General features: G+C 71.9%; 24 protein-coding genes. 13 read left to right on the forward strand and 11 right to left on the reverse strand.

Going from position 1 to position 22904, the window contains the following annotated elements; genetic code table 11:
* The first annotated feature begins 67 nt into the window (after positions 1 to 67).
* The 3 genes from ACFY36_RS14700 to ACFY36_RS14710 are packed head-to-tail and all read left to right on the forward strand — an operon-like array spanning position 68 to position 2761.
* On the forward strand, positions 68 to 868 hold the full coding sequence (locus tag ACFY36_RS14700; protein WP_499746460.1) for a PaaX family transcriptional regulator: 801 nt from the start codon (positions 68 to 70) through the stop codon (positions 866 to 868).
* 22 nt (positions 869 to 890) lie between these two features.
* On the forward strand, positions 891 to 2366 hold the full coding sequence (locus ACFY36_RS14705) for a diguanylate cyclase domain-containing protein (protein ID WP_499746461.1): 1476 nt from the start codon (positions 891 to 893) through the stop codon (positions 2364 to 2366).
* A complete protein-coding gene (locus ACFY36_RS14710; RefSeq protein WP_499746462.1) occupies positions 2363 to 2761 on the forward strand; it encodes a hypothetical protein in 399 nt (132 codons plus the stop codon). The genes ACFY36_RS14705 and ACFY36_RS14710 overlap by 4 nt, the downstream gene beginning before the upstream one ends.
* Positions 2762 to 2809: 48 nt before the next feature.
* Here ACFY36_RS14710 and ACFY36_RS14715 read toward each other — a convergent pair whose 3' ends face one another.
* Genes ACFY36_RS14715 through ACFY36_RS14745 form a run of 7 tightly spaced genes read right to left on the reverse strand, consistent with a single transcriptional unit; the run spans position 2810 to position 10216 of the window.
* Positions 2810 to 4741: a SpoIIE family protein phosphatase gene (locus ACFY36_RS14715; RefSeq protein WP_499746463.1), complete on the reverse strand. Its 1932-nt coding sequence runs from the start codon at positions 4739 to 4741 to the stop codon at positions 2810 to 2812.
* A 55-nt stretch (positions 4742 to 4796) separates the two neighbouring features.
* Positions 4797 to 5960: a sensor histidine kinase gene (locus ACFY36_RS14720; RefSeq protein WP_499746464.1), complete on the reverse strand. Its 1164-nt coding sequence runs from the start codon at positions 5958 to 5960 to the stop codon at positions 4797 to 4799.
* Positions 5957 to 6640, reverse strand: coding sequence for a response regulator transcription factor (locus ACFY36_RS14725; protein WP_499746465.1), 684 nt, complete (start codon positions 6638 to 6640; stop codon positions 5957 to 5959). The genes ACFY36_RS14720 and ACFY36_RS14725 overlap by 4 nt, the downstream gene beginning before the upstream one ends.
* A 20-nt stretch (positions 6641 to 6660) precedes the next feature.
* Positions 6661 to 7611, reverse strand: a complete 951-nt coding sequence (locus tag ACFY36_RS14730; RefSeq protein WP_499746466.1) for a VWA domain-containing protein — start codon at positions 7609 to 7611, stop codon at positions 6661 to 6663.
* Positions 7608 to 8537 (reverse strand): DUF58 domain-containing protein, encoded by a 930-nt coding sequence (locus ACFY36_RS14735; RefSeq protein WP_499746467.1) that lies wholly within the window; start codon positions 8535 to 8537, stop codon positions 7608 to 7610. Before ACFY36_RS14735 ends, ACFY36_RS14730 begins: the two co-directional genes overlap by 4 nt.
* Positions 8537 to 9553, reverse strand: a complete 1017-nt coding sequence (locus ACFY36_RS14740; protein WP_499746468.1) for an AAA family ATPase — start codon at positions 9551 to 9553, stop codon at positions 8537 to 8539. The genes ACFY36_RS14735 and ACFY36_RS14740 overlap by 1 nt, the downstream gene beginning before the upstream one ends.
* Before the next feature lie 12 nt (positions 9554 to 9565).
* Complete coding sequence (locus ACFY36_RS14745) at positions 9566 to 10216, reverse strand: aminoglycoside phosphotransferase family protein (protein ID WP_499746469.1); 651 nt, start codon at positions 10214 to 10216, stop codon at positions 9566 to 9568.
* 280 nt (positions 10217 to 10496) lie between these two features.
* On the opposite strand from ACFY36_RS14745, the gene ACFY36_RS14750 reads away from it, so the two are divergent.
* The 3 genes from ACFY36_RS14750 (at position 10497) to ACFY36_RS14760 (ending at position 12180) form a co-directional block, all read left to right on the forward strand.
* Entirely contained in the window at positions 10497 to 10781 is a 285-nt protein-coding gene (locus tag ACFY36_RS14750) for a hypothetical protein (protein WP_499746470.1), read from the forward strand.
* Between the two features lie 11 nt (positions 10782 to 10792).
* Positions 10793 to 11440, forward strand: coding sequence for a 2-phosphosulfolactate phosphatase (locus ACFY36_RS14755; RefSeq protein ID WP_499746471.1), 648 nt, complete (start codon positions 10793 to 10795; stop codon positions 11438 to 11440).
* A gap of 512 nt (positions 11441 to 11952) precedes the next feature.
* Complete coding sequence (locus ACFY36_RS14760; protein ID WP_499746472.1) at positions 11953 to 12180, forward strand: hypothetical protein; 228 nt, start codon at positions 11953 to 11955, stop codon at positions 12178 to 12180.
* On the opposite strand, the gene ACFY36_RS14765 is transcribed toward ACFY36_RS14760, so the two are convergent.
* Both ACFY36_RS14765 and ACFY36_RS14770 read right to left on the reverse strand, forming a co-directional pair.
* Positions 12135 to 12479, reverse strand: a complete 345-nt coding sequence (locus ACFY36_RS14765) for a DUF2795 domain-containing protein (RefSeq protein ID WP_499746473.1) — start codon at positions 12477 to 12479, stop codon at positions 12135 to 12137. The two genes, ACFY36_RS14760 and ACFY36_RS14765, sit on opposite strands and share 46 nt — an antisense overlap.
* 36 nt (positions 12480 to 12515) lie before the next feature.
* The gene (locus ACFY36_RS14770; protein WP_499746474.1) at positions 12516 to 12773 is read right to left on the reverse strand and encodes a hypothetical protein; all 258 of its coding nucleotides are present in this window, start codon (positions 12771 to 12773) and stop codon (positions 12516 to 12518) included.
* Positions 12774 to 12942: 169 nt separating this feature from the next.
* On the opposite strand from ACFY36_RS14770, the gene ACFY36_RS14775 reads away from it, so the two are divergent.
* Genes ACFY36_RS14775 through ACFY36_RS14790 form a run of 4 tightly spaced genes read left to right on the forward strand, consistent with a single transcriptional unit; the run spans position 12943 to position 16684 of the window.
* Positions 12943 to 13491 carry a DUF4956 domain-containing protein gene (locus ACFY36_RS14775; protein WP_499746475.1) on the forward strand — a complete coding sequence of 183 codons (549 nt, stop codon included), beginning with the start codon at positions 12943 to 12945 and terminating at the stop codon, positions 13489 to 13491.
* Positions 13488 to 14228 carry a polyphosphate polymerase domain-containing protein gene (locus tag ACFY36_RS14780; RefSeq protein ID WP_499746476.1) on the forward strand — a complete coding sequence of 247 codons (741 nt, stop codon included), beginning with the start codon at positions 13488 to 13490 and terminating at the stop codon, positions 14226 to 14228. Before ACFY36_RS14775 ends, ACFY36_RS14780 begins: the two co-directional genes overlap by 4 nt.
* Positions 14228 to 15979 (forward strand): carbohydrate-binding domain-containing protein, encoded by a 1752-nt coding sequence (locus ACFY36_RS14785; RefSeq protein ID WP_499746477.1) that lies wholly within the window; start codon positions 14228 to 14230, stop codon positions 15977 to 15979. Before ACFY36_RS14780 ends, ACFY36_RS14785 begins: the two co-directional genes overlap by 1 nt.
* Positions 15980 to 16039: 60 nt before the next feature.
* The gene (locus ACFY36_RS14790; RefSeq protein WP_499746478.1) at positions 16040 to 16684 is read left to right on the forward strand and encodes an NAD(P)-dependent oxidoreductase; all 645 of its coding nucleotides are present in this window, start codon (positions 16040 to 16042) and stop codon (positions 16682 to 16684) included.
* A gap of 31 nt (positions 16685 to 16715) precedes the next feature.
* Here ACFY36_RS14790 and ACFY36_RS14795 read toward each other — a convergent pair whose 3' ends face one another.
* Positions 16716 to 17171, reverse strand: a complete 456-nt coding sequence (locus ACFY36_RS14795; protein ID WP_499746479.1) for a winged helix-turn-helix transcriptional regulator — start codon at positions 17169 to 17171, stop codon at positions 16716 to 16718.
* 54 nt (positions 17172 to 17225) lie between these two features.
* On the opposite strand from ACFY36_RS14795, the gene ACFY36_RS14800 reads away from it, so the two are divergent.
* A complete protein-coding gene (locus ACFY36_RS14800; RefSeq protein ID WP_499746480.1) occupies positions 17226 to 18632 on the forward strand; it encodes an MFS transporter in 1407 nt (468 codons plus the stop codon).
* Positions 18633 to 18804: 172 nt separating this feature from the next.
* Here ACFY36_RS14800 and ACFY36_RS14805 read toward each other — a convergent pair whose 3' ends face one another.
* Complete coding sequence (locus ACFY36_RS14805) at positions 18805 to 19398, reverse strand: hypothetical protein (RefSeq protein WP_499746481.1); 594 nt, start codon at positions 19396 to 19398, stop codon at positions 18805 to 18807.
* Positions 19399 to 21067: 1669 nt separating this feature from the next.
* Here ACFY36_RS14805 and ACFY36_RS14810 point away from each other — a divergent pair.
* Positions 21068 to 21385 carry a hypothetical protein gene (locus ACFY36_RS14810; RefSeq protein ID WP_499746482.1) on the forward strand — a complete coding sequence of 106 codons (318 nt, stop codon included), beginning with the start codon at positions 21068 to 21070 and terminating at the stop codon, positions 21383 to 21385.
* A 91-nt stretch (positions 21386 to 21476) separates the two neighbouring features.
* Positions 21477 to 22811: a cellulase family glycosylhydrolase gene (locus ACFY36_RS14815; protein ID WP_499746483.1), complete on the forward strand. Its 1335-nt coding sequence runs from the start codon at positions 21477 to 21479 to the stop codon at positions 22809 to 22811.
* The last annotated feature ends 93 nt before the right edge of the window (positions 22812 to 22904 follow it).

Consider the following 22904-nt stretch of genomic DNA (forward strand, 5'->3'; position numbering starts at 1 on the left):
GCTTCGATGACTCCCGAAGTTAGGCGTCTCTTTCACCGCCGTCAACAATCTGCCTAATATCTAGCCCATGCCGCTGACTGAGGCCCGGCCGCAGACCCTGATGCTCATGCTGTTCGGCGACTTCGTGCTCGACCGCGACGTCCGCGTCTTCTCCGGCAGCGTGATCGACGTCTGCGAGCGGCTGGGCATCTCGTCGCACGCCGCCCGCTCCACGCTGACCCGCATGGTCAGCCGCGACCTGCTCCAGCGGCAGCGCGACGGCCGCCGCATGTACTTCGGGCTGACCGGGCGCTCGACCGCCCTGCTGCGCGACGGCCGCACCCGCATCTGGGGCACCGGCGCGGTGAACGACCACTGGGACGGCACGTGGACGCTGCTGAGCTTCTCGCTGCCCGAGTCGTGGCAGCGCCAGCGGCACGACCTGCGCTCGCAGCTGGCCTGGTCGGGCTTCGGCCCGATACAGGGCGGGCTGTGGATCGCCCCGGGCGAGGTGGACGCCCAGCAGATCGTCAGCGACCTGGGACTGGAGGCGCACGCACGGGTCTTCCACGCGCGGGCGGGCGCGCTCACCGACATCGCGGCGATGGTCTCCGACGCGTACGACCTGGGGGCCCTGGCCGCCCGCTACGAGAGTTTCCTGGCCCGGTGGGACGGGCCGCCCCCGCTGGCCGACCCGCTCGCGGCCCGGCTGAGCCTGATGGCCGAGTGGCTGCACGCCATCCGGCGCGACCCGCGGCTGCCGGTCGAGCACCTGCCCGCCGACTGGCCGGCCTCACGGGCCCAGAAGGTCTTCCGGGAGCTCGAGACCGCGTACGCCGACCCGGCCCGGACCGTCGCCGAGGAGGTCCTCGAATACTTGAATTCTTGAGCAAGCGGCCGATATGCCGTGAGTGCGGAAGCTTCTCCTGATCATCACGGCCGGCCTGGCCGTGCAGTTCCTGCTGCCGCACCTGCCGACCGGCGCCGGCCTCGTTCTCGGCTGCCTGCCGATCGCCGTGGCCGGCGTGGTGGGCTGGGCCGGATTCCGGCGCCAAGCCCGCCGGCACGCCGGCCGGGAACGGGCCGGCTATCTGCTCGGCTCGATCTCCTGTGCCCTGCTCGGTGTCTCGTACCTGCTCTACACGGCCGACGCCGTCGGCGGTGGCGGCACGCTCCTGTCCGGCGCGGCCGACCTCGCGTCGGCCGGCGCGGCCGTCGCCAGCGTGCCGGCCATCCTGCTCGGCATGCCGCCCCTGCCCGATCGGCTCGCCCGCGGCATGTACCTCATCGACGTGGTCACCACCTCCGCCGCGATCTTCGCCGCGGTCTGGCAGTTCGTCCTGGTCCCGGCCGGATCCGGGCCGAGCTGGGTGGTGATCATCGCTCCGGAGATCGTCACCGCCGCGCTCGCCCTGATGCTCATGTCGCGCACCGACGGGCGCGACGCGATGCACCTGCTCGCCGCCGGAATGGGCATGTTCGCGCTGGCCGGGGTGCTCGGGGTGCGCGTACAGGCCGACCATCTCCCGTGGTATTCGGGCGGTCTCGGCGCGGCGTACATCATCGCCGGGCTGACCATCGCGGTCGGCAGCTGGCAGCCGGTCGCTCCGGTCGACCCGAGCGGGTGGCGTACCTTCACCAGCTTCTGGAGCACCGTCTCGTCCGCGCCGACCGCGCTTCTGCTTGTCTGCGTCCTCCTCGAATATCGCGACGGCCGCACGCTGAGCCCGGTGCTGGTCGCGGTGCTGCTCGGCTCGGCCGTCCTGGCCATGACGCGGCAGTTCCTGAGCCTGCTGATCGTGCGGCGGCTGCGGGCCGAGCTCGACCACCAGGCCTTCCACGACACGCTCACCGGCCTGCCCAACCGGGCCGCCTTCCACCGGCACACCGCCGCCGTGAGCGGCGCGACCGCCGTGCTCATGCTCGACCTCGACGGGTTCAAGCAGGTGAACGACTCGCTCGGGCACGCCGCGGGCGACGTGCTGCTGGCCGCGGTGGGCCACCGGATCGCGGCCGGGGTGCGCCCGGGCGACGTGGCCGCCCGGCTCGGCGGCGACGAGTTCGCGGTCGTCATGGCGGGCGCCACCGAGGCCGAGGCCGCAGCCGTCGGCGCGCGGCTGCTCGACCGCATCGCCGAGCCGATCCCCTATCGGGACACGGCCCTGCACACCCGGGCAAGCATCGGGGTCAGCGTGGGCACCGGCCTCGAGGCCCTGCTGCACGAGGCCGACACCGCCCTGTACGCGGCCAAGGCGGCCGGCAAGGGCGTCGTGCGCACCTATGACTCCGGGTTCATAGACAAACACGATCATGCATATATACGATCCCTCGCAACATCCAATATGGACAACGGGGGAACCGAATGCGAACAACTGCTCGACGAGTGATTAACGGAGTGCTGGCGACGGCGGCGGCGACCGGAATGGCGCTCGCGCTGGGCGCCGGGCCGGCGCACGCGGAGACCAACCTGACCATGGTGACCAAGGCGGGTAACGGGTTCGCGGCCAGCGGCGGGGGCGTCTTCTTCAACGCCACCGGTGAGATCTTCACTCTCTACGACCAGCGGTCCGACGGCGCCGGTGTGCACGTCGAGTACCACTACCAGGAGCCCAGCGGCGTCTGGATCTACCCGGCCGATCTCTACAACGGCGACGGCGCGGGAACGTCGAAGAGCTTCAACAAGAGCATCGTGGACGGCTCCAAGGTCTACATCACGGTCTGCCTCATCGACGGCGGTGCCGTCAAGAGCGCCACCTGCGTATCGGGCACCGCCATCGCCTGATCGGCCGTACCACCGCCGTGCCCCCATCTCCGACGCACCGACAAGTCGTCAGAGGTGGGGGTCCGCCGTGATGTGGGGCATCGCCGACAGGGCCAGAACGTGCTGCGCCGGGCTGCCGGCCGGGGCGTAGAGGACGAGGCCGCCGTCCTGGTCGGCGTCCCGGCGGACCGCGTGCTGGAGCACCACCACGCCGGCGCTGGCCAGCAGCGTGACGCCGGTCAGGTCGACGACCAGCGCGCGGGTGCCGTTGCCGGTGAGCCGCTGCAGTTCCTTGGCCAGGAAACCGGCCGTGGCCAGCGTGACCGGGCCGTCCAGCCGCACCCGGGGGCCGGGCGCCGCCGGCTGGTCGAGCACCAGGAGCAGAGCCGGCTCGTCGGCCGCGGGTGGGCCGACCCGCTCGGCGATCAGCAGCCGGGCCGGGGTGGTGATCCGGTGCCGTACCTCCGCCGTCGTGCCGCGGTGGCCGCGGCGCAGCCGGAACTGGTGGACCATCTGCTCGACGAGGACCAGCCCGAGCCCGCCCGAGGCGGCCGGCGGATGCTCGTGCCAGGAACCGTCGTCGGCCACCTCCACCCGGACCTCGCCGGTGGCGTCCAGGTCGGCGCCGAGGCGCACGCGGCCCGGCGCGCCACCCCGATAGGCGTGCTGGACGCAGTTCGTGACCAGCTCGCTCACCGCGTGGCGCAGCGAGGCGACGTCCTTGTCGCCGGCGCCGAGGTCGCGCAGCCACTCGCCGACCGCGCCGTGCGCGCGGCCGATCGCCGGCATCGTGGCCGGGAACGACAACCGCAGCGGAGCGGGCGGCGGAACCCGTTGCACGGCCACCATCGTCACGTCGTCGGTGTGCCCGGTGGGGCGCAGCAGCAGCTCGATCGTCTGCACGCAGACCCGCTGGACCGCGGTGAGGCCCGAGTCGCGCAGCACCCGGTCGGCGGCCGTGTCCTCGGCCACGTTGGCCAGCTCGACCAGGCTCTCCGCGTACTCCCGGCCCGGCCGCTCGATCAGGCCGTCGCTGACCAGCAGCAGCACGTCGCCCACGGCCAGCCGGTCGGCGCCGAGCGGGAAGTGGTCGCCGCCGCCGAGCGGTGGCGCGCCGGTCGCCGGCAGATAGCGGCTCGGCCCGCCCGCGCCGACCAGCAGCGGCGGCGGATGCCCGGCGGTGCAGTAGGTGAGCGAGCCGTCGGCCGGGTCGAGCACGGCGGCGCAGATCGTGGCGCCGCGTGCGGCCGGCAGCCGCGCGGCCAGCCGGTTGGCCGCGGCCAGCGCCACCGTGATGTCGCCCTCGTCGAGCAGCCTGTCCTGCACGACCGCGCGGAGCTGGCCCATGGTGGCCGAGGCGGCGACGCCGTGCCCGGCCACGTCGCCCAGGACCAGGGCCAGGCGGCCGTCGTCCAGCGCCAGCGCGTCGAACCAGTCACCGCCGGCCGCGGTGTCGGCGTCAGCCGGCAGATATCCGGCGGCGGCGCGGGCCCGGGGCAGCACCGGCATCCCGCCCGGCAGCAGCTCCAGCTGCATCGCCACCACCACGTCGCGGGCCCGGGCGTAGCGCTGCTCGGCCCGCTCGGCCCGCTGCCGCTCGGCCTCACGCTCGCGGACCCGGCCGGTCACCTCGACCGAGTACTGCGACAGGCCGATGACGGCGCCCGCGTCGTCGTGGTGGGGCGTGACCACGATGTCGAAGTAGCTCTCGGGCCGGCTGCCGTCGTCGTGCTCGACCTGCAGCCGCCACTCGCGCGCGTTCTGGACCACCCCGGTGCGGTACGCCCGGTCGTAGATGCCGAGGACCTGCTGGGTCAGCGCCGCCGGGAAGACCTCGGCGATCGTGCCGCCCACCTGGTGGGCGCGGCCGCTGAGCTCGCGCGCGAGCGCGTTGACGGCGACGATCCGGTGGTCGGCGCCCTCCAGGGCGAGCATGGCGATGGGCATCCGCTCGAAGACGCGCCGGACCGTCTCGGCGTCGCCAATGTCCTCAGCTGACAACCGTGCCCCCTCGGCGCGCGCCCGTGTCCGGACGAACCATAACCCCGCCGGTGGATCAAGGCCATGGCCTGCCTGGTGGCGGTGGTTCCTCGCCGGTGCGGCCGGCCGCGGGCAGCCACAGCACGAAGGTGCTCCCCCGGCCCGGCTCGGAGTGGGCGGCGACCCGGCCGCCGTGCGACTCGACGATCTGCCGGACGATGGCCAGGCCCAGGCCCGTACGCCGTTCCGTGCCCTTCTGCGGTCCCTTCCAGAACCGGTCGAAGACCCGGGGCAGGTCCTCGGCCGCGATGCCCGGGCCCTCGTCGGCCACGGCCAGCCACAACCAGGATCCCGCCCGGCCGGTGGCCACGGTGATCGTGGACGCGGGCGGCGCCAGCCGTACCGCGTTGGAGAGAAGGTTGCCCGCCGCGCGCCGCAGCGCGTCGGCGTCGCCGATCAGCCGCAGCCCCGGCTCGGTCGCGTAGGCCAGCCTGAGCCCGCGCTCGCGGGCCAGCGACTCCTCCCCCGCCTCGCGGGCCACCCCGCTCAGGTCCATGTCGACGTCGGTCATGGTGTCGGCCTCGCGCCGGGCGGTGGCGAGCAGGTCCTCGACGAGCCGGGACATGCGCGTGGTGGCCCGGTCGACCACCGCCACGGCCCGGCCCCGCTCCTCCGCGGTGGCGTCCGGCGCGGTCAGCGACGCGTCCAGGTTGGTCCGGATGATGGCCAGCGGGCTGCGCAGCTCGTGCGAGGCGTCGTCGATGAGCTGCCGCTGCGCCTGGAACGCGTGGTCGAGCCGGTCCAGCATGGAGTCGAGCGTGTCGGCCAGGTCGCGCAGCTCGTCGCGCGGCCCGTCGAGCCGGATCCGCCGGGACAGGTCGGTCGCCTGGATCTCCCGGGCGGTCCGGGTGATCGCGCCGACCGGCCGCAGCGCCCGGCCCGACAGCACCCAGCCGACGCCCAGGCTGGCCACGAAGAGCCCGCCGAGCGCGTACAGCGAATAGCGCCGCAGGTTCGTCATGGTGTTGTAGTTGACCGCCGCCTCGATCTCGCCGACCTCGGCGAAGGTGACCTGGCCGAGGTACTGGCGGTTCTCGTAGAGCCGGCCGGTCCGCTCGGTGATCGGCTGCGGCTCGGTGGTCTGCGCGACCGCGATGTAGATGCCGCCGAGGGTCAGCCCGGCCAGCGCGAACAGCACCGTCGAGTAGATGACGGTCAGGCGGACCCGCAGCGATCTCACGGCGCCGCCTCCCGCAGCCGGTAGCCGCGGCCGACCACCGTGTCGATCCACCCCTCGCCCAGCTTGCGGCGCAGCGTGCCCACGGTGACCCGCACGGTCTGGGTGAACGGGTCGGCGTTGGCGTCCCACACGTGCTCGAGAAGCTCCTCGCTGGACACCACGTGCCCGGGGCGGGTCATCAGATATTCCAGGACGCCGAACTCCTTCGGCGTCAGCGACAGCGGCTCACCGCCGCGGGTCGCCCGGTGCCGGGCGGTGTCGAGCACCAGGTCGCCCACGGTGAGCCGGGCCGAGCCGCCGCCGGTGTCGCGGCGCAGCAGCGCCCGGACCCGGGCCAGCAGCTCGGCCAGGTGGAACGGCTTGACCAGATAGTCGTCGGCGCCCTCGTCGAGGCCGCGCACCCGGTCGTCCAGGCCGCCGCGCGCGGTCAGCATCAGGACCCGCAGGTCACCCTGGCCGGGCGTCGGGGTCTGCCCGGTCCGCAGCGAGCGGCACAGCGCGAAGCCGTCGCCGTCGGGCAGGTTCACGTCGAGCAGCATCAGGTCGTACTCGTTGACGGTCAGCCGGTCGTACGCCTGGGCCACGTCGCCCGCGACGTCCACCGCGTATCCGGTGCGGGCCAGTCCCACCCGCAGGCCTTCCGCCAGATCTTCCTCGTCCTCAACAACCAGAAGGCGCATTCCTCGACTGTGCGTCGCATTCATGGGAGTTTGCTGAACCACAGCATCGAGGCCAGCGCCGCCCCGAGCGCGAACACCAGGCCGATGCCGATGAATCGGGCCGAGATGTCGCGGACCTCGGTCTCGTGGCCGACCGAGCTGCCGATGTCGGCGTACGCGTCGCGCAGCTCCTCGGCGCTGGACGCCTCGAAGTACTGGCCGCTGGTGGCCTCGGCGATCGAGCGCAGCGTCTCGCCGTCGACCGGCACGGGCTGGCCGCCCTCGATGCGCCCCTCGGGCGTGCCGAACGAGATGGTGTCGACCGGGACCCCGAGCTCGGTGGCGGCCCGGGCCGCCTCGGTGGGCTCCTGCCCGGAGGTGTTGGCGCCGTCCGACAGGACCACCACGCGGGCCGGCGGGACGTCCTCGCCGGCCTGGCCGTCGAGGGTGCGGATCTGGTCGAGCGCGGCCGCGATGGCGTCGCCGATGGCCGTGCCGGCCCGGCCGGCCGAGCCGTCGGAGAGCCGGTCGATCCCGCGGGCCAGCTCGTCGCGGTCGGTCACCGGCGGCACGAAGACCGAGGCCGTGCCGGCGAAGCCGACCAGGCCCACGTTGAACGGCTCGGGCAGGTCGGCGACGAACTCGTGCGCGGCCGCCTTGGCCGCGGAGAGCCGGTCGGGGGCGACGTCGTCGGCGAGCATCGACCGGGAGACGTCGACCGCGACCAGCACGGTCGCCCGCTCGCGCGGCACCTCGACCTCGGCCTGGGGCTGGGCGAAGCCGGCCACCAGCAGGGCCAGCATGCCCAGGAACAGGCTGGCGGGCACGTGGCGGCGCCATCCGGGGCGCTTGGGCGCGACCCGGTCGAGCAGGCGCAGGTTGGTGAAGCGGACGGCGTAGCGGCTGCGGCGGCGCTGGGCCCAGACGTACGCCCCGGCCAGCACCGCGACGCCGAGCAGCAGCCAGAGCCTCTCCGGGGAGAGCCAGGTCATGTCATTCCTCGCTTCTTGTTGACGGCACGGCTCAGGCGGCGGCGCGCGTGCACGTGCCGGACGATGTCGGCGATCCAGTCGCGGTCGGTGCGCAGCGGCAGGTGGGCGGCGCCGGCCCGGCGGATCGCGGCGGCGATGGCGGTCTGCTGGCGGGTGGCCGCGGCGGCGTACCTCTCCCGCAATCGACGGCTTGCCGTCGGCACCTCGCGCCGGCGGCCGGTCTCCGGATCGACGAGCGTGAGGATGCCGACGTCGGGCAGTTCCCGCTCGCGGGGATCGCCGATCTGGACGGCGAGCACCTGATGCCTCGCGGCCAGGCGGCGCAGGGGCTGCTCCCAGTCGGGCGGATTCGGGCCGAGGCCGTCCTCGTCGAGCCCGTCCAGGAAGTCGGAGACGATGACGACGAGGCCGCTCCTTCTCATCGCCACATCGCGCAGTCCCCCGGCGAGCGACGCCGCGCCCGTGGCCCGCGGCGAGTCCGACAGCTCCCGCAGCAGACCCATCAGCGGCGCGCGGCCGGTGCGGGCGGGGAAATGCCGCGTCCCCTCCGGCGTCAGGAGGTGAGCGCCGAGCCGGTTGCCGTTTCCCAGCGTGAGGAAGCCGACGGCCGCGACCGCCGCCACGGCCAGCTCCCGCTTCTCCAGCTCGGCCGTGCCGAAGTCCATGCTGGCGCTCGCGTCGACCAGCACCCAGGTGGCCAGTTCGCGGTCGGCGTCGACGGTTCGCACGTGCGGCACGGTCGTGCGGGCGGTGACCGCCCAGTCCATCCGGCGGACCTCGTCCTCGGCCGGGCGGTACTCGCGGCTTCCGGCCGGCTCGCTGCCGAGACCGGGCAACAGGCCGAGGTACGAGCCGTGCAGCAGCCCGTCGAGGCGGCGGGTGACCACCAGCTCGAGCCGGCGCAGCCGCCGCTCGCCGGTGGACATCACGCGGCCTCCTGCTGGGCCGGCTGCTGGGCCGGCTGCTGGGCCGGCGCGATCAGCGGCAACGGCACCGCGGCCACGATCCTCCGGACGAGCTCCTCCGCCTCGACGCCGTCGGCGACCGCGTCGAAGCTGAGCACGAGCCGGTGCGCCAGCACGTCCTCGGCGATCTCCTGAAGGTCGGCCGGCAGCACGTAGTCGCGTCCCCGCAGCAGCGCCAGCGCCCGCCCGGCGGCGACCAGGCCGAGGGTGGCCCGCGGGCTGGCCCCGTAGGCCAGGAGCTCGGCCACGTCGGGCAGCCCGAACCGCGCCGGATCGCGCGTGGCGATGACCAGTCTGACCACGTACTCGGAAAGGGCGTGATGCACGAAGACCTTGCGGGCCTTGTCCTGCAACGCTTTCAGCGTCGTGGTGTCGAGCACCGGCTCCGCGGCCGGCCGCTCGCCGCTCATCCGGTAGAGGATGCCGAGCTCCTCCTGCTCGGTCGGATAGCCCACCACGACCCGCATCAGGAACCGGTCGCGCTGCGCCTCCGGCAGCTGATAGACCCCTTCGCTCTCGATCGGGTTCTGGGTGGCCAGGACCAGGAACGGCTGGGGTACGGGGTGCGTGCGGCCCCCGATCGAGACGTGCCCCTCGGCCATCACCTCCAGCAGCGCCGACTGCACCTTCGCGGGCGCCCGGTTGATCTCGTCGGCGAGCACGATGTTCGCCATCACCGGCCCCAGCTCGACGTCGAACGCCTCCTGCGACGCCCGGTAGATCCGGGTGCCGAGAATGTCCGACGGGACCAGGTCGGGAGTGAACTGGATCCGCCGGAACTCCCCGCCCACCGCCACCGCGAGGGTCTCGGCGGCCAGCGTCTTGGCCACCCCCGGCACACCCTCCAGCAGGCAGTGCCCGCCCGCCAGCAGCGCCGTCAGCAGCCGCTCGACCAGCCGGTCCTGCCCGACGATGACCTTCTTGACCTCAAAAAGCGTCTGCTCCAGCAGCCGCGCGTCCGCTACGTCCTCCGTCATGCTCCGATGACATCAACACGCACCGAAAGACGACCGAAGGTCCTTCACCGTCTCGGTGATCTGCCGCGTGGTCAGCGCGGCCACCCGGGCGTCGGTCGCCGCGTACGAGCAGTAGGCGTTCAGCCCGGCCGTCAGCGCCCAGCCGCGTCCCCGCGCCCAGGTCGCGCCGTCCACGCCGAGCGCCTCCCGGAAGACCGGCCGCGACGATCCGGACATCAGCGTGTACGCCATCATCATGTCCCGCGCCGGATCGCCCGCTCCGAGGCCGCCGAAGTCGATCACGGCACTGACCCGCCCCTGCCGGGTCAGCACGTTGCCGATGTGGAAGTCGCCGTGGAACCAGACGGGTGGCCGCTCCCACGCGGGCGCGTCGAGGGCCGCCTGCCACACCGCGGTCAATGCCCCGGCGTCGAAGACCCCGGCCACACTCGCGATCGCCCGCCGCGTCTCCGCGTCCCGTTCCGGCAGCGAATCCTCGTCGCCGCGCGGCGCCCCGTCGAGCGGAAACCGTTGAAGAGCAAGGAGAAACCCGGCGAGCGTCTCGGCCGCCTCCCGCGAATCGGCCAGGTCGGGGGTGGCCACCTCCCCGTCCAGCCACCGCGCCACCGACCAGTGCCACGGATAGCCGAGCCCGGGCCGCCCCACCGCGACCGGCTCGGGCACGCCAGCGGCAGGGCGGGCGCGAGCCGGGGCAGCCAGACGCTCTCCTTCACGGCCTGCCCGATGGCGCCCTCGTGCCGGGGCAGCCGCACCGCGAGCTCGTCCCCCAGCCGGAAAATGACGTGGTCGGACCCGCCCTTCTCGGCGGGGCGCAGAGGCAGATCCGCCCATTGCGGGAACTGCTCCCGCATCAGGCCCCCGGCCAGCGCGACATCGATCATCCCGCGAAGCTACTGAAGCCGAACCGCCCGGCTCAACCGGATTAGGCCCATATGGTGGTGTCATGGACACGGGCGATACTCTCTCCGGCGCCGGTTTCGGCCTGGTCGCCCTGATTCTGGCGGCCTCCGGCGTACGGGCCCTGACCCGCCGGACCGTCCCCGAGCCGCTTCTGCAGGCCCTCTCCCGTTTCGGCATGGCCGTCGCCTGCGCGATCCTGGCCACCAGCTTCTTCCTGGCCGGCTCGCGCCTGACCAGCGGGCTGCTGCTGGCCCTGGCGGTCGTCGCGCTGCTGATCTCGATGACCCTGGAGACAAAGAGGAACCGCCGCCTCCGCCAGGAGCCCTAGAATCGCTTCCCGTGTCAATTGTGGGCAGGGACGACGAGGTGGCGCCCGGCCGCGTCGTCGTGGTCATCGATGTCATCCGGGCTTTCACGACGGCGGCGCTGGCGTTCGAGCGCGGTGCGACGGAGATCGCCTGCGTGGCCTCGGCCGAGGCCGGACGCAGTTTCCGCCGGGCGTGGCCGGAACGGCTCCTGGCCGGCGAGGTCGGAGGGCTCAAGCCGGCCGACTTCGACCTGGGGAACTCGCCGCACGAGATGTCCACGGCGGAGCTCAGCGGCCGCGCCCTGATCCAGACGACCTCGAACGGCACGCGAGGGCTCGTCCGCCATCCCGGCGCGGCGGCAGTGCTGGCGGTGTCGGCGCTGAACGCCGGGGCGACGGCACGGTGGATGGCGGAGAACCACGCGGGCACGCCGTGGACGCTCGTCTGTACCGGGCGGACCGCCGAGGACTGGGCCTGCGCGAGATATCTGAGCGAGCTGCTCCGAGGCGGGAGGCCGAGCCGGGAGGACCTGGTGGCGGGCATCAGGAAGGGCGCGGAGGAGCACGCCCAGGCGTACCTGACGGCGGACCTGCCCTACTGCTGCGACGTCGACCGATCAGATTTCGCCATGGTCGGCCGGATCCACGAGGACCACGTCGTGCTCACCCACCGGGTGTGAAGCTCTTCGTAGGCGAGCACATCGACGGCGGCCGGGTCATCGAGAAGGCTAACCAGGTGAGCGCCGTTGGGCAGCCGGCAGGTCCGGGCCGCCACTTCGGGCAGCGGCGGCGCCGGCCGGGAGCCGTCCGGGCCGAGATAGGTGAACCAGCCGAGCTCGGCCGGCCAATGCCCGGCCGGAGGTACGGCGTCGTGAACGCCCAGGTGCCAGATCTGTTCGGTCGACCACTCGTCGAGAACGCGCCCGGACTCGGCGTCCAGGCGCTGTTGATCAGGCCGTCCGGCCGCTGTGGGCGCAGTTCGCGCTCGGCCGCCAGCGCGAAGAAGCCGCGAAGAGCGGAGGCGGGCAGGCGAAGCTCCCAGGTCCAGTCCGATCCCACGCCGGCATCACCCCGGCCGGTGGCTGAAATCTGAGGGGGCCGGGGGCCGTTTCTGAGGTGTCGCTCCCGATGTTCGGGGGCCCGGCGCCGACCAGGCTTCGACTCATCACGAATCGAAGCCTGGAGGACTCCCATGTTCAGCTCCATTGCCGCCGCGGCGCTCGTGGCGACGGTCACGACGGTCATCGCGGTCGAGCCGGTCGATCCGCCGCCCCCGCCCCCGCCCGCGCCCGTCGGGCACTCGTGCGCTATCGACTTCGAGGTGAGCGGGCCCAGCCCGTACGGCCGGTGGAACGGTGTTGCCTGCAACGGGCGTCAGCCCCGGCCGAGCGCCGCCCAGATCTGGCTCACGTTGTCGTAGGTGACGCCGTCCGGCAGGCTGTCGAGGTCGGCCAGGACGTCGTCCGGAGCGCCGAGCGTCTCGGCGCTCCGCCGCAGCGTCTCGCGGTCGCCGGGCAGGGCGGACAGGCCGATGAAGCGCCCGAACCGGCTCAGGTCGTTGGCGGGATCGCCGTCGTTCACCGGCGAGACGCCGGGCTGGTCCTCGCCCGGGGGCTCGGCCATCTTCCACTCGTCGGCCCGGCCCTGGTCGTGGCCGCGCTCGCCGCGCTCCAAGGCGTCGTCGACGCGGGGACTGTGCTTGTTGCTGCCTCGTTCCATGACGACAGCCTTCCCGTGTCAAATGACGCTAAACCGCTAGTGGCGGCGCCATCGGTAGGCGTCCACCACGATCGCGGCGGCGGTCAGGGCGACCAGCGTGCACGTCAGCGCCACGCCGAACACGCCCCAGGCGACCATCGCGACCGAGAGCAGGCCCCACACGACGCCGCCCACGACGGCGAGGGTCACCAGCACGCGCCGGGGCAGGCGCCGGCGCCCGGCCAGCGAGGGATAGTCCGTCGTCAGCCGCTCGACGATCTCGGCGAACTCTCGTTCCTTGTCGTTCGTTCCCATCGGGTCAAACCTCCCGGCCCAGTCTCTCTCGGCGAGGCACGTCCGTATGGACGGTAACCCTCGCCTTCTAGGACGCGTTTCTAAGTAAATTCGTGCACTCCGGCGAATGACCGCAAGGTGGACAGCAACTTACAGCTGGCGCACAGGAACGCCCGGCTTACTGGTCGTCGTGAATCTTCTGCTCGCCGTCCTGATCGACCTGGTGGCCATCGCGGTGCTCGCGTTCGGGATCTACTTCCCGCGCCATCACCGCCGGGATCTGCTGGTGGCCTATCTGGTCGTGAACGTCGGCGTGCTGGCCGTGGCGACGATCCTCGAGTCGGCCACCGTGGGCGTCGGGCTCGGGCTGGGCCTGTTCGGCGTGCTGTCGATCATCCGGTTGCGCTCCTACGAGATCGCCCAGCACGAGATCGCGTACTACTTCGCCGCCCTCGCCCTCGGTTTGCTGCCCGGCCTCACCGGACGGGTCGACTGGCTGGTCGGCGGCCTGATGGCGCTGATCGTCGCCACGCTCTTCGTCGGTGACCACCCGCGGCTGTTCGCCCGCTACCGCCAGCAGACCGTGCAGCTCGACACCGCGCACACCGACGAGGGCGCCCTGCGCGACCATCTGGAGGCCCTGCTCGGCGCCCGGGTGGTCAACCTGTCCGTACGCCATCTCGATCTGGTCAACGACACCACGCTGGTCGAGGTCCGCTACGTGGCCGGGGCACCATGAGGACGATCGCGCTCGAGGAGCTGATCGAGCAGGGCGCGCTGCTCAAGCGGTTCGACCACAAGTACGTACTGCCCGCTCAGGCCCTTCCCGCGCTGGTCGAAGCCCTCCCCGGCGACACCCGGATCCTCGAGATCGAGGGCCGACGCCGCTTCCCGTACCGATCGACCTACTTCGACACACCGGGCCTCGACAGCTACCTCGGAGCCGCACGCCGCCGCCGGCGCCGCTTCAAACTGCGCGTGCGCACCTACCTCGGCACCGGCACCGATTTCCTCGAGGTCAAGACCCGCGGTTCCCGCGGGATCACGATCAAAGACCGTTTCCCGTACGCCGGTGAGCACGACCGCCTCGACCCAGCCGCCCGCGACCTCGCGTGCGCCGTGCTGACAAAAGCACGAATCGCCGTCGACCCCGATTTCGCGCCGGCCCTGGCCACCCACTACGAGCGGACCACCCTGTTCGTCCCGTCCAGCGGCAGCCGGGTCACCATCGACCACGACCTGGCCTGGGCCCTGCCCGGACAGCCGGCCGGACCCGCGCTGCCCGGCCGGGTCGTCGTCGAGACGAAGTCGCCCCGGGTCACCTCGCCGGTCGACCGGTTGCTCTGGTCGCTGGCGTACCGGCCGTCCCCGATGTCGAAGTACGCCACGGGCCTCGCCGTTCTCCGCCCCGATCTGCCCGCCAACCGCTGGCGCCCGCTGGTGCGCCGCCACTTCGAGCCCCTGGGGAGCCGTTGATGAGAAAGCTCGCCGCCGCCCTGGCTTTTGTCCTCGCCGCTTTCCTCGCCGCCTGTTCCGACGACTCCTCTCCGACTTCCGCCCCGCCGCCCTCCTCCTCGGCGGCTTCCTCCGCGGCGGCTTCCTCCTCGGCCGCCGCCGTCCTCGCCGCCGATCAAGCCGTGCACGCCGCCGCCGCGGCCGATCCCACGGGCGCGGCCACGCTCACGCTCTCCGGCGCGTCCGCCTCCACCGCCGCGCCGGGCGTCAAGATCAACGGCAACACGGTCACGATCGCCGCCGCCGGGGTCTACCGCCTGACCGGCACCCTGAACGGCCAGATCGTCGTGACCGCGCCGAAGGCCACCGTCACGCTCGTCCTCGACAACGCGGTGATCACCAGCTCCACGACCGCGGCGATCGCCGCCGTCGAGGCGGGGCAGCTCGATGTCGTACTCGCAAGCGGCAGTTCCAATTCCCTGGCCGACGCCTCGTCGTACGCCGAGAACGCCGATGTCAACGCCGCGCTGTTCAGCGCGGGCGATCTGACCGTGAGCGGCGACGGCACGCTGACCGTGACCGGCAACGGGAACGACGGCATCGCCTCGAAGGACGGCCTGCTGATCGCCTCCGGCCGGCTGGCCGTGAAGGCCGGGGACGACGGCCTGCGCGGCAAGGACTACCTGGTCGTACGGGCGGGAACGATCCAGGTGACGGCGGGCGGCGACGGGCTCAAGGCCGACAACGAGGAGGACGCCGAGGCCGGGTTCATCGCGGTCGCGGGCGGGGAGGTGTCGGTGACGGCCGGCGGTGACGGCTTCGACGCGGCCACCGACCTCGTGCTGACCGGCGGAACCGTCAAGGTGACCGCCGGGGGCGGCCACGAGACGGCGCCCGCCGGCGACCCGTCCACCAAGGGCCTGAAGTCCGGTGTCATCACCGTCCTGGAGGCCGGCACGGCCACGGTCGACGCCAGTGACGACGCGGTGCACAGCGACGGCGCGATCCACCTGGCCGGCGCCTCGGTCGGCGCGGCCAGCGGCGACGACGGTGTGCACGCCGAGGACACGCTGCGCGTCTCGGCCGGCACGGTGAAGGTGACCTCGTCGGTCGAGGGCTTCGAGGCCGCCCACGTCGACGTGACCGGCGGCGACTCGTCGATCGTGTCCAGCGACGACGGCCTCAACGCGGCCGGCGGCGACGGGGGCGGCCCGGGCGGCGGCGGTGGCGAGCAGGTGGGCGACTACACCGCCACCGTCACCGGGGGCACGCTCGTGATCGACTCCGAGGGCGACGGCTTCGACTCCAACGGCACGGCCTCGATCAGCGGCGGCACCGTCGTGGTGAGCGGCCCGTCCGGGCGCGGCAACGGCGCCCTCGACGTCAACGGCACGTTCACCGTCTCGGGCGGGACGGTCTTCGCCGCCGGCAGCGCCAGCATGCCGGTGGCGCCGGCCGAGGACTCGTCACAGGCCTGGCTGGCCGTGACTCCGGACGCCGCGGTGCCGGCCGGCACGACCGTCCAGGTGACCGACACCAAGGGCAAGGTCCTGGCGACCTTCATGACCCACAAGCCGGCCGAGAACATCGTCTTCTCGTCGGGCGCCCTGAAGAAGGACACCGACTACCGGATCTACACCGGCGGCCGGGCCGGCGGGGACGACGTCGGCGGCCTGGCCTCCTCGGGAAGCCTCGGGCCGGCCCGGCAGATCGCGACCGTGACGTCCGGCGTGGCCCCCGAGGGCGGCTGGGGGCGCCGCCCCGGCCGATAACCCCAGCTCCGACGCGCTATATTTCAGGTAGTAGCTATCTGAGGGATACAGGAGCAAATCATGGCGAAGGTCGTAGTCTTCGGGATCACCGGGTACGCCGGCGGGCACATCGGCGCCGAGCTGGCGGCGCGCGGACACCAGGTGAAGGGCGTCGCCCGCAAGATCTCCACGCTGCCTGAGGGCATCGAGGCGGACGCCGGGTCGATCCACGACGCCGGTTTCGTCCGGAGCGTCACCGAGGGCGCCGACCACATCGTGGTGGCGCTGCGCTTCGGCCCGCAGGCCGACGAGCCGCAGCTCATCGAGGCCCTGCCCAGCCTCACCGCGGCCGCGGTGGCCCAGGGCGCCCGCCTCGGCTTCGTCGGCGGCGCCGGCTCCCTGCTGGTCGCCGAGGGCGGCCCGGCCCTGGTCGACACGCCCGAGTTCCCGGACGCGTACAAGGGCGAGGCGCTGGCCGCCCGCGACGCCCTGGACGCTCTGCGCGCCACCGACGAGGCCCTCGACTGGTTCTACGTCAGCCCGGCGGCCGGTTTCGGCGGCTTCGCCCCCGGCGAGAAGACCGGAAAGTTCCGTGTCGGCGGTGACATCCTCCTGACCGACGACCAGGGCAACTCGTACGTCTCCGGCGCCGACTACGCCATTGCCTTCGCCGACGAGATCGAGTCCGGCGCGCACCGCCGCTCCCGCTTCACCGTCGCTTACTGAACCATTCAGCCGCCGACTGCCACGGGCCGGGTCAGGCCTCGGGGCCGCTCATCGTCCACCCGGGTGACAGCATGCTGCGCGTGAGGTCGCCCGGGGCGGGGCGCTCGCCGCAGGTCGCGCAGACGGTGGCCGGGCGGAACTCGTGGTCGTGGCGGTGCTCGACGCGGACCGGGGGTTCGGTCACCGCCCAGCGGTCGCCCCAGGCCAGCAGCGACCAGATCACCGGGAACAGGTCGCGGCCGGCCTCGGTCAGGCGGTAACCGCCGTCCTTCTCGACGACGCCGGCCTCGGTCAGGTCCTTGAGCCGGGCGGCCAGGCGGTCGCGGGGCGCGCCGGTGTTGCGGGCGATCTGGTTGAAGCGGCCGTTGCCGAACGAGATCTCGCGCACCGCCAGCAGCGCCCAGCGGTCGCCGACCAGCTCCAGGGCGGCGGCCACGGAGCAGGGACGTCCGGGCAGGGACGCCGGGTCACGGCGGATGTCGGTCACACGCCGAGCATGGCACGGTTTGATTTTCGAACCAAACCGGCTACCGTGCTCGCCGTGGTTGGAAAATCAAACCGTCGACTGGCCGTCCTCGTGGTGTCGCTCGCGGTCTTCATGACGAACCTGGACCTGTGGATCGTCAACGTGGCCCTGCCCGCCATGGGCGCCGACTTCCACGCTTCCCTGGGCGACCTGAGCTGGGTGCTCAACGCGTACGCCATCACGCTCGCCGCCCTTCTGGTCGTCGCCGGGCGTCTCGGCGACCGGATCGGGCAGCGGCCGGTCTTCCTGGCCGGGGTCGTGATCTTCACGGTCGCCTCGATCGCCTGCGCCGCCGCACCGACCCTCGGATGGCTGGTCGCGGCCCGGGTCCTCCAGGCGGTCGGCGCCGCCGCCCAGTTGCCCACGTCGCTCGGGTTGCTGCTCGCAGCCGTACCGGAAAATCGCCGGACCGCCGCGACAAGGTCCTGGGCCGCCGTCGGCGGACTCGCGGCCGCTTCCGGACCGGTGGCCGGCGGCCTGCTGGTCGAGCTCGACTGGCGCTGGGTCTTCCTGGTGAACCTGCCGATCGGCGCCCTGGCCCTGGCCGCCGGGCTGAAGGCGCTGCCCCGCCCGGCCGCCCGCGAGACGGGCCCGCTGCCCGACCTGCTGGGCGCCGTCCTGGTCACCGCGGCCGTGGCGTCGCTGACGGGCGCCCTGGTCGAGGCGCCCGACCGGGGCTGGCTGTCGCCGGGAACGCTGGGCCTGGCCGCGCTCGCCCTGGTCACCGGGGCGTGGTTCGGGATCCGTTCGGTACGTCACCACACGCCGCTGCTGGAGCTGCACCTGCTCCGCCTGCCGCGCTTCGGCTCGTCCGGCCTGGGCACGATGACGTTCGGGGTGGCGTTCGCGGTCATGCTGCTGTCGAACGTGCTGTGGTGCCAGGAGGTGTGGCAGTGGAGCGCGCTGCGCACGGGCCTGGCCCTGGTCCCGGGTCCGGCCCTGGTCCCGATCGTGACCATCCTGACGGCCCGGGCGGTGCACCGCTTCGGCCACGGCCGCCTGGTGGTCCTGGGCGCGCTGTTGTTCGCGGCCGGCATGCTGTGGCGGGCGGCGCTGATCTCGGTCGAGCCCGACTACGTACAAGACCTGCTGCCCAGCCTCCTGCTGACCGGCACGGGAGTGGGGCTGGCCTTGGGAACGCTGATCGCGGCCGGCGTCCAGTCGTTGCCAGCAGAGCGAGCGGCAACAGGATCAGCGCTGGTCAACGCCTTGCGCCAGATCTCCGCCTCGATCGGCGTGGCGTTGCTGGTGACGATAGTCGGCTCCCAGGTCACACCGGCGTCGGTCACGGACTTCCGGTGGGCGTGGGCTTTGGCCGCCGTGCTGGCCGTCGTGACCGCCGCGATCGGCCTCAACCTGGGCCGCCCGGCACCCGTTGGGGCTCCCGCCTTTTCGGCCGCGCAACCACCCGCCGCCCGCTGAGACTCCCCTCCCCCTTCGACCGCGCGCCGCGCTGCCCGCTTCCCGTCCCCTTCGACCGCGCGCCGCGCTGCCCGCTGAGACTCCCGTCCCTCTCGACCGCGCATCGCTCGCCGCGCCTTCAAAACTCCCGCCTTCCCGGCCGCGCATCCCCCCGCACGGCCGGGAAGGCGGGTCAGCCTTTCGTCTCGATCTCCGCGCGCATGTCGGGAAAGTCACCCTTGACGTCCACAGCGGTCTCGTAGAACCAGAGGATCATCCCGACGCTGCCTTCGTCGGACCAGCCGCAGATGGCAACGTCCTCCCCGCCGACGACGGCGCTGCCGCATTGAGCCACCCCGCCGAGCGCCCCGGTGCTGGCCGGCGAGACCCCGGTGAGCTGGTTCTCCCCGCTGAACGACTGAAAAGCGGTGTCGAGCATCCGCTGCGGATCGTCGACATCGACCTCGGCTGCGAGAGCGGCGAAGAACTTGCGGTCGGCGAGGGAGCCGTACACAGCACCGAAGGCGTTGGCCGCGCCCGGATAGCCTTCCAGCTCCTTCTCGAGGTCGGTCGTCAGCGAATCCAGCTCCTGAGCCTCGATCTTGGCTTGCCCGTTGAGCGTGGCCGGCTCCTTGATGCTGATCGCCTCCTTGGCCGAGATGCTCGGGCTGGAGCTCGCGCCCCCACTGCCCTTACCCCAGGAGTACCGCTCACCGACCAGGTAGAAGGTCAGCCCGCCCCCGATGACCACGACCACAGCGATGGCCGCCGTCAGCAGAGTGATCATGGCCGTCCGCGACCGATCCGGCGCCGGTGCGGGCGCGGGCGCGGGCTGAAATGCCGGCTGACTGTAAGGAGGACGGTCGTAGACGGGCGGGTGGTTGCCCGGCCGCCCGAAGTCGGGCTGGTCGTAGAGCGGCTCGGTATGCGGAGGCGAGTCAAACGGGTCGACGGGCGGAGGGTAGGTCATCGACGCTCCAGTATCGGGACTGTCGGCTGCATGATATCGACAGCCCACCTGGCCAGCACAAACCAAGATCGCCAGACGGGAGCCCTCCGCTCCACCGGTACAGGCAGCGGCGCACGACGTCGCCCGCCCCCTCGGCCGCCGAATCCGCGCCCACTCCTCCCAACGGGACGCCGCCCCTCCCGAGGCCGCCGGCCCGGACGCCATGCCCCGCGCCATCGCGTCCTGACGTGATAACACCGACCTCTGAATATGAAAATGCAGTTTCCCATTCGGTCATCCGGCTTCGAGTTTGGCATGATCGAATCTTTGCTCTCGATCTTCGGGCCGCGAGATAATGGTTTATGACGCAGCTGGAGTTCTTTTCTGGGCCTCACATCGCCACCATGCGGGATTGGTCCGGAGTGCCGAGCCATTCGCCGGAGATGGTGGAGTTCCGGCGCGTACAGGAGGAGCGGCGGCGGTGGGGCCTCAAACGGCGTCATGCTTTGAAGTTGTGCCGATTGCACGGCTGTTCACGAAGGTGCGGAGAGCTGGGACTGCACGATCCGTACGAGCGGATACCCCCGTTGGTCTGGGACGACGATGTCACGTGCACGCGGCCGCTCACCGCCCGTCCTCCGGAAGCGGCGCCCGTCGATCGTGCGGTCAGGCCGGCCGAGACGCCGGAACGAGTCGAAGCCGATGCGGCAAAGCGAGCCGAAGCCGAGCCGCCAGCACGACTCGAAGCCAGGGCGGCACCGCGGGCGGGGGACGTGGTTGAGACCGAAGCGCGAGTCGTACCCGAGGCGACACCGCGGGCGGGGAACGCGATTGAGGCGGCACTGCCGGCGGAAAAGGCCGTTGAGGCTGAACCGCGAGTCGAGGCCGAGGCGGCACCGCCGGCGGAGAAGGCCGTTGAGACCGAGGCCCGAATCGAAGCCGAGGCGGCACTCCGGGCGAAGAAGGCCGTTGAGGCTGAGATCTCAGTAGAGCCCGAGCCGGCTGTCCAGGCCGAGGCGCTCGATCGACCCGAGCCGACAGCCCAGGCCGAACCGCCCAGCCGACCCGAACCCACAGCCCACGCCGGCGCGCCGAAGAAGGCGAACCGGCGGTCCAGGGCGAGGCCGCCGCGCCAGCCGAGACGACGGGCCAGGCGGGCCTTGGCCGGACCGCGAAAGTCATCACGCGGGCATCGTTCGCCCGGCGGAATCGGTTCCCGCGCCGGCGGCGCGCCCGGGGTGGTTAGGCACAAGGGCGCGTTTCCCGGTCGTGAGCAATGGTCACGCCATTAAGTGTCGAATATCGCCGCATCACTTACGCGGAATGCATTATCACAGCGATTCTGTCGCCCGAAGCAAGGGGCTGCATTTGTTGATGGCGCCGTTTGAGGGAGACTCTCGGCGATCATTATCGGACCAGGAGCCGGTGTGATGGTCGCGGGGTTTGTCCAGAAAACGCGGGGCGGGTTGTGGTGTTGCGGGTTCGCTGGGCGTGCTACAGAGGAGGCATGGATATCCATGTCGATCGGAAGAACCACAGTGATGTGGTTGTCCGGGACATGATGGCGGCCACCTTTGGGCTGGCCGCTGACCTTCCCGCCACTGTTGCCACCGGGTGTGGGCTTGAAGTTCCGCTCCTTTTCACCTCGACTGAGCCTGGGGTTGTCACCTGCCGGGTGTGCCGGGAGTTCGCGCACCGGCAGCATCTTGATCTCGCGGCGCAGATCGAGCGGCTCGGGGGTATGCCGGGCAGTGTGGTCGCGCCGGACAAAGTGGCTGCGGCGGCTGCTCTGCACCGGGAGCTGGCGGCTCGCTACATCGATTGATTGCGATGGATGGGCGAACCGGTTAAGTTGTTGGCACAGGCGCGGTGCCGACGGCACTGAGTGGGCGCGCTCTCCCTTCAGAGGTCATGTCATGAAGAGACTCGCCGCCGCTCTGGTGGCAGCCGCCGTGTCCGTGCTGTTCTTCGTCGCTCCGGCGTACGCCGCGGCCGGCCTGCACATCGTGGGCCGCAACATCGTCGAGGCCAACGGGCAGACGTTCGTCATGCGGGGCGTCAACCATCCGCACGCCTGGTATGCGAACCGGACCAACTCGATCGCCGACATCAAAGCCGCCGGGGCCAACACCGTGCGGGTGGTGCTCAGCGGCGGCCGGTGGACCGCCAACACGGCCTCCGACGTCGCCAACGTCATCTCGCTGTGCAAGGCGAACAAGCTGATCTGCGTGCTCGAGGACCACGACACAACCGGTTACGGGGAGGACGCGGCGGCGTACACCCTGGACCAGGCCGTCAACTACTGGATCGGGCTGAAGAGCGTCCTTCAGGGGCAGGAGGACTACGTCGTCATCAACATCGGCAACGAGCCGATCGGCAACACCAACCCGGGCCAGTGGACCGCCGCCACCGTCGCCGCCATCCAGAAGATGCGCAGCAACGGCTTCCAGCATCTGCTCATGGTCGACGCGCCCAACTGGGGCCAGGACTGGCAGTACGTCATGCGTGACAACGCGCAGACCGTGCTCAACGCCGACACCCAGAAGAACACCGTCCTTTCGATTCACATGTACGCCGTCTTCAACCAGCCCTCCTCGATCACCAGCTACCTCGACCTGTTCGAGAGCAAGGGCTGGCCGCTCGTCATCGGCGAGTTCGGCTGGCAGTTCGCCAGCGGCGAGGTCAGCGACGAGACCATCCTGGCCGAGGCGGTCAAGCGCAACCTGGGCTATCTGGGCTGGTCGTGGTCGGGCAACACCGATCCGATCCTCGACATGACCACCAACTTCGACGCCAGCCAGCTCACCACCTGGGGCCAGCGCATCGTGAACGGCCCGAACGGGCTCAAGGCCACCGCCAAGCAGGCCACCATCTACGGCGGCACCACCCCGACGACGCCGCCGACCACTCCCCCGGTGACCACACCGCCGCCGACCACGCCGCCGCCCTCCGTGGGCTGCTCCGCCACGTACACGGTCACCGGCCAGTGGCAGAACGGCTTCCAGGGCGAGGTCAAGGTCACCGCCGGCACCGCCGCCGTGAAGAGCTGGACCGTCACCTGGACGTACGCCAACGGCCAGTCCGTCACCCAGGCCTGGAACGCTACCGTCTCCAGCAGCGGCTCGGCCGTGACCGCGCGCAACGTCGGCTACAACGGCGCCATCGCCGCCGGCGGCAGCACGACCTTCGGCTTCCTCGGCTCCTGGTCGGGCTCCAACAGCGTGCCGACACTTGCCTGCTCGGCCACTTAGTGACAAGGGGTGGGGGGGGGGGGGGGGGGGGGCCCCGGGGGGGGGGGGGGGGGGGGGGGGGGGGGGGGGGGGGGGGGGGGGGGGGGGGGGACG

This window comes from Actinoplanes sp. NPDC000266, assembly GCF_042899005.1.
Taxonomy (GTDB): Bacteria; Actinomycetota; Actinomycetes; order Mycobacteriales; family Micromonosporaceae; genus Actinoplanes.

Coding starts and splice junctions, on each gene's coding strand:
- ACFY36_RS14780 (WP_499746476.1), top strand. CDS start 13,488: ATGAGGACGATCGCGCTCGAGGAGCTGATCGAGCAGGGCGCGCTGCTC.
- ACFY36_RS14765 (WP_499746473.1), bottom strand. CDS start 12,479: ATGGAACGAGGCAGCAACAAGCACAGTCCCCGCGTCGACGACGCCTTG.
- ACFY36_RS14815 (WP_499746483.1), top strand. CDS start 21,477: ATGAAGAGACTCGCCGCCGCTCTGGTGGCAGCCGCCGTGTCCGTGCTG.
- ACFY36_RS14785 (WP_499746477.1), top strand. CDS start 14,228: ATGAGAAAGCTCGCCGCCGCCCTGGCTTTTGTCCTCGCCGCTTTCCTC.
- ACFY36_RS14770 (WP_499746474.1), bottom strand. CDS start 12,773: ATGGGAACGAACGACAAGGAACGAGAGTTCGCCGAGATCGTCGAGCGG.
- ACFY36_RS14730 (WP_499746466.1), bottom strand. CDS start 7,611: ATGACCTGGCTCTCCCCGGAGAGGCTCTGGCTGCTGCTCGGCGTCGCG.
- ACFY36_RS14725 (WP_499746465.1), bottom strand. CDS start 6,640: ATGCGCCTTCTGGTTGTTGAGGACGAGGAAGATCTGGCGGAAGGCCTG.
- ACFY36_RS14700 (WP_499746460.1), top strand. CDS start 68: ATGCCGCTGACTGAGGCCCGGCCGCAGACCCTGATGCTCATGCTGTTC.
- ACFY36_RS14805 (WP_499746481.1), bottom strand. CDS start 19,398: ATGATCACTCTGCTGACGGCGGCCATCGCTGTGGTCGTGGTCATCGGG.
- ACFY36_RS14760 (WP_499746472.1), top strand. CDS start 11,953: ATGTTCAGCTCCATTGCCGCCGCGGCGCTCGTGGCGACGGTCACGACG.
- ACFY36_RS14810 (WP_499746482.1), top strand. CDS start 21,068: ATGGATATCCATGTCGATCGGAAGAACCACAGTGATGTGGTTGTCCGG.
- ACFY36_RS14740 (WP_499746468.1), bottom strand. CDS start 9,553: ATGACGGAGGACGTAGCGGACGCGCGGCTGCTGGAGCAGACGCTTTTT.
- ACFY36_RS14790 (WP_499746478.1), top strand. CDS start 16,040: ATGGCGAAGGTCGTAGTCTTCGGGATCACCGGGTACGCCGGCGGGCAC.
- ACFY36_RS14735 (WP_499746467.1), bottom strand. CDS start 8,537: ATGTCCACCGGCGAGCGGCGGCTGCGCCGGCTCGAGCTGGTGGTCACC.
- ACFY36_RS14750 (WP_499746470.1), top strand. CDS start 10,497: ATGGACACGGGCGATACTCTCTCCGGCGCCGGTTTCGGCCTGGTCGCC.